Source organism: Agreia sp., assembly GCF_964263775.1.
Taxonomy (GTDB): domain Bacteria; phylum Actinomycetota; class Actinomycetes; order Actinomycetales; family Microbacteriaceae; genus Agreia.
This window is the reverse complement of record NZ_CAXVWM010000204.1, coordinates 1-4,594: the sequence shown is the minus strand read 5'-3', so window position 1 is coordinate 4,594 and position 4,594 is coordinate 1. Positions and strand designations below refer to the sequence as shown.

The following is a 4,594-nucleotide window of genomic DNA, read 5'->3' as shown; positions in this document are numbered from 1 at the left end:
GATCTGACGTGACAATCTCTGACGCTTCGTGGGCGAGCGTCTGCAGGATTTCGTCTCGGAGCTGGTTCACCGGCTCTGAAAGGTCTGAGGTGGTAGCCCGTTCGGCGGCTTCGACGAGATACCAGAGCATCTCGTGCAACTGCCGCACGACGGCGAATGCACTGAACATGTCTGCGCTCGTATCGGGGCGTTCCCTCCAGCTTGTTGCGCCGAACAAGGTGCGAGACACGTATTGGCCTGCGCCGAAGCAGTCGAATACGGTGCACCCGCGAAAGCCTCGTGGCCGCAGAGAGTCGTGGATGGAGCAGGAAAATTCATCGGTGAGATTCACGCAGGGTGTACCCGACGGCTTGTCGATCGCGAAGTCGGCAGATTTCTGAAAGCCGAAGGCTGTGCAGCAGAGAGCGAAGCAGTCAGCGCAATTCGCGCGTAGGGCTGAGCGGTCGTCGGTGGGTACGTCGAACGAGTCGGTAGACGTCATGAGTAAAAGGTCTTTCTACGGTGGTTTCGGAAGGGTGCCCGGGTTTAGGGGAACTCCGTAAGGAGCTCCCCTTTTCGGGCGCACGAAATCACCGCCCCCATTGGAGGAGCGAACGGGTGTCGCTGAATGGACTCTGGGTCACAGAGAGAAAGAAAGTTTCACTGATGTCAGGGTAACGCCCCGCGCCACGCTTCAGGCGAAGGTCTGGTGCCCCACCACCCGAAGCAGGGCGAGCTTCTCGGCCGCGTCGCTGCCGGGTGACGCCGTCAGCACGAGCAGCGTCTGCGATTGGTTCTCTGTGAAGAGCGCCTGGCAGTCCACCTCGATCTCGCCGATCTCCGGGTGCACGAGCGTCTTGTGGTCGTCGAAGCGGGCTCGAACCTCGTGCAGTTCCCACAGCGTCGCGAACTCCCCACTTCTCGACAGCAGCTCGGTGACGATCGCCCTGCCGCGCTCGGAATCACCCGACGCCGAGACCGAGGCGCGCAGTGCGGCGACCTGGATGCGGCTCTGGTGGTCGTGGTCGCGTTCGGGATACCGGCTGCGGGCGTCGGGATCTATGAACCAGCGGTACACGGCACTCGCCGCCAGTCCGGTGAACCGCGTCTCGTCGCCGAACAGGGCGGTCGCCATCGCGTTCTGCGCCAACGTCTCGGCGAGTTCTGACAGCACCAGGGCGGGAGTATCGTCGAGCCGATCGAGAACGCGCATCAGGGCGGGCGAGACGTGGTGAGTCGATAGGGCGCGGCGAGGCGCATTGTGACCCGTCAGGCGAAACAGGTGATCGCGCTCGTCGGGGGTCAATCGCAGGCCCCGTGCGATCGCGGACACCATCTGTTCCGACGGCTGCGGCCCGCGCTGCTGCTCGAGCCGCGAGTAGTAGTCGGTCGACATGCCCACAAGGAGTGCCACCTCCTCGCGCTTCAGGCCGGGCGTCCTGCGACGCGGCCCGTCGAGCAAACCGACGTCTCGCGGCTTCATCGCCTCGCGGCGGCGCCGCAGAAAATCGGCGAGTGCGGGTCTGTCCATGTGACCATCGTGGCGCGGTGCGGGTCCGACAACAAGGGACTGGGAATCCATGGACAAGTGCTCCCTTCTGCGCCGTCTGCGATCGGTGTTGAGTGGAGGCATGAACATCACCGGAAACACCATTTTCATCCCCGGCGCCACCTCAGGCCTCGGCCTCGGCCTGGCCCTGCGCTTTCAGGCCGCCGGCAACCACGTGATCGTCGGAGGGCGCCGCACGGCACTCCTCGACCAGATCGTCGCGGAGAACCCGGGCATCGACGCCGTGCAGATCGACACGGCCGACCCCGCATCCATCGACAGCGCCACGGCTCAGGTCATCGCCGAGTACCCCGACCTCGACTCCGTCATTCTGATGGCCGGAATCATGGAGTTCGAGGATCTGCATTCGGCGGATTTCGTCGAGACCGCCGAGCGCACCATCGCCACCAACCTGCTCGGACCGATTCGTCTGATCGCGGCGCTCGTGCCGCACCTGAGCACCCGCCCGTCGGCCACCATCATGACCGTCTCGTCGGGACTCGCATTCGTGCCGTTGCCCGCCACCCCCACCTACAGCGCCACCAAGGCCGGCATCCACGCGTTCACGCAGAGCCTGCGTGTGCAACTTGCCGACACATCCATCCAGATTCTGGAACTCGTGCCGCCCCAGGTTGCGACGACCCTCCTCGGCATGCAAGACGACGCCAACGGCATGCCCGTCGACGAGTTTCTCGACGAGACCATGTCGATCATCGAATCGAAGCCGGATGCCGAGGAGATTCTCGTGGACCGGGTCCGGTTTCTGAGATTCGCCGAGGCCGAGGGCCGCTTCGACTCCGTTCTGCAGCTTCTCAGCCGTCACGCTTGACGGCCGACAACGGATTCGTGATCGTTTCGAGCGACTTGCGTTCGGCATCCACCCCGAAGATGAACGCGATCAAGCCCCCGACGAACATGATCGCGGCCCCCAGGAAGTATCCGAAGGTCAGGGGGCCGCGGTCGCTTCCGTCGCCGATCAGAATTCCGTAGAGCAGCGGGGCGATCGAGCCGGCGATCTGGCCGAGCGCGAAGAAGTACGAGATCGCCTGGCTGCGGATCTCGAGCGGAAATGTCTCGCTGACGGTGAGATAGGCACTGGATGCGCCGGCCGAGGCGAAGAAGAACGACACGCACCAGAAGATGGTCTGGGTCGTCGCATCCAGCACGTCCATGCTGAAGAGCACGGCGGATGCGGCCAGCACGACGGCGGAGATCCCATAGGTGAGGAAGATCATCTTGCGCCTACCCCACACGTCGAAGAAGTGGCCGAGCAGCAGCGGGCCGAGCAGGTTTCCGATCGCGAACGGAAAGAAGAAGTACTGCGTCGACGACGGAGAAGTGCCGTAGAAGTTCTGCAGCACGAGGGCGTACGTGAAGAAGATCGCGTTGTAGAGAAACGACTGGGTCACCATCATGGTGGCCCCGACCAGGGTGCGCTTGGGATAGAGCTTGAAGAGCACATGCACGATGGTTGTGAACGGCACCCTCTCGGTCTGCGTGACTGTGATCGCCTTGCTGTCGTCGACCGGCTCGACATCGCCGCCCTGGGCCTTCACCCGCTTCTCGATGTCGTCGACGGTCGCCTCGGCCTCCTCTTCTCGGCCGTGTGTCATCAGCCAGCGCGGGCTCTCGGGGATGTGCCGGCGCAGGTAGATGATCGCGAGCCCGAGCACCGGGCCGATGAAGAATCCGATGCGCCAGCCGATGTTCTCGTCGAAGATGTCGGGATTCAGCAAAAACAGGTTCGCGGCCGATCCGAGCGCCGCGCCGCCCCAGTACGTTCCATTGATCGCGATGTCGACCCGTCCCCGATACTTCGACGGGATGAGCTCGTCGATGGCGGAGTTGATCGCCGCGTACTCGCCGCCGATGCCCATGCCGGCGAAGAAGCGGAACACCAGAAGGAACCACATGTTCGGGGCGAGACCCGCAATGCCGCTCGCGATCAGGTAGATCGCCAGCGTCAAGATGAAGAGCTTTTTGCGCCCGAGCTTGTCGGAGAGCCGACCGAAGATGAGTGCTCCCGCGATCTGCCCGAAGAGGTAGACGGTTCCGAGCAGGCCCACCTCGGCCGAGGTCATGTCGAGGGACTTCTGGAATCCTGCGGAGGCGACGATCTGGATCTCGAGCCCGTCGAGCACCCAGGAGAACCCGAGCCCCACCACGATCGACCAGTGAAACCTGGTCCAGGGAAGACGGTCCATTCGGGCCGGAACGAGGCTTCGGACTCCGCCATCTTTGTCGCGGGCTGGTGTAGACGTCGACACCGGAACTCCTTCTCGTCGGTTGCAGATCGTGAACAGGCTAGTACGTGAAAAATCCGGCTCTGAGGTGGTGCGCGCCGCTTTCTCAAGGTCTACACTCAGCACGGCGATTCGCGCCGTTCGAGGCACGACGCGGTCGAAAATGCGGCGAGCGGGGCCAGGATGTTGCGCCAAGGGCGTTCGTCTGGCGGTCGAGGATTAGGGTCTGGATGTGACCGCTTACGTCTCCCTCTTCGACCTGTTCTCGGTGGGCATCGGCCCGTCGAGCTCGCACACGGTCGGCCCGATGCGCGCCGCACTCGACTTCGTCGATCGGCTCCGCGCATCCGGATCGCTCGATTCTGTTCGCCGCGTCACCTGTACTCTCTACGGATCACTCGGCGCCACCGGACTCGGCCATGGAACGCCCGACGCGGTCGTCGCCGGACTCGAGGGCCTCGACCCGGTCAGCTGCGATCCCGCGCTCGTGCGCGGCGCCTGGTCGACGCTTCAGCGCGGCACGTCGACCGCATTGCGCGACGCCGGCTTCATCGAACTCGCAGCCGGCGGTGACCGGCGTTCCATCGCCCTGGGCGGGACGCATTCGGTAGGCATCGAGCAGTCCGACATCGCCTTCGAGCCGCATACCCGCCTGCCCGGCCATCCGAACCCGCTGAGCCTTGTCGCGTGGGGCGATTCCGCGGCGCTCCCCGTGCTCAGCGAGACGTACTACTCGGTGGGCGGGGGGTTCATCCAGCGCGACGGTGACGACACCTCGAGCATCCAGCTGGTCGAGCATCCCCTGTCGTTCGCGAGCGCCGAC

The 4,594-nt window shown here is 64.2% G+C and carries 4 protein-coding genes; 2 read left to right on the top strand and 2 right to left on the bottom strand.

Annotated elements, in window-relative coordinates; genetic code table 11:
- Positions 1–673 precede the first annotated feature (673 nt).
- On the bottom strand, positions 674–1,510 hold the full coding sequence (locus ACE5CZ_RS14425) for a helix-turn-helix transcriptional regulator (protein WP_374948022.1): 837 nt from the start codon (positions 1,508–1,510) through the stop codon (positions 674–676).
- A gap of 100 nt (positions 1,511–1,610) precedes the next feature.
- Between ACE5CZ_RS14425 and ACE5CZ_RS14420 the strand changes: the two genes are divergently transcribed.
- A complete protein-coding gene (locus tag ACE5CZ_RS14420) occupies positions 1,611–2,357 on the top strand; it encodes an SDR family oxidoreductase (RefSeq protein ID WP_374948021.1) in 747 nt (248 codons plus the stop codon).
- Here ACE5CZ_RS14420 and ACE5CZ_RS14415 read toward each other — a convergent pair.
- Positions 2,341–3,795, bottom strand: a complete 1,455-nt coding sequence (locus ACE5CZ_RS14415; protein ID WP_374948020.1) for an MFS transporter — start codon at positions 3,793–3,795, stop codon at positions 2,341–2,343. The genes ACE5CZ_RS14420 and ACE5CZ_RS14415 overlap by 17 nt on opposite strands.
- A gap of 208 nt (positions 3,796–4,003) precedes the next feature.
- Between ACE5CZ_RS14415 and ACE5CZ_RS14410 the strand changes: the two genes are divergently transcribed.
- On the top strand, positions 4,004–4,594 hold a 591-nt coding region (locus ACE5CZ_RS14410; protein ID WP_374948019.1), incomplete at its 3' end, for a serine dehydratase beta chain.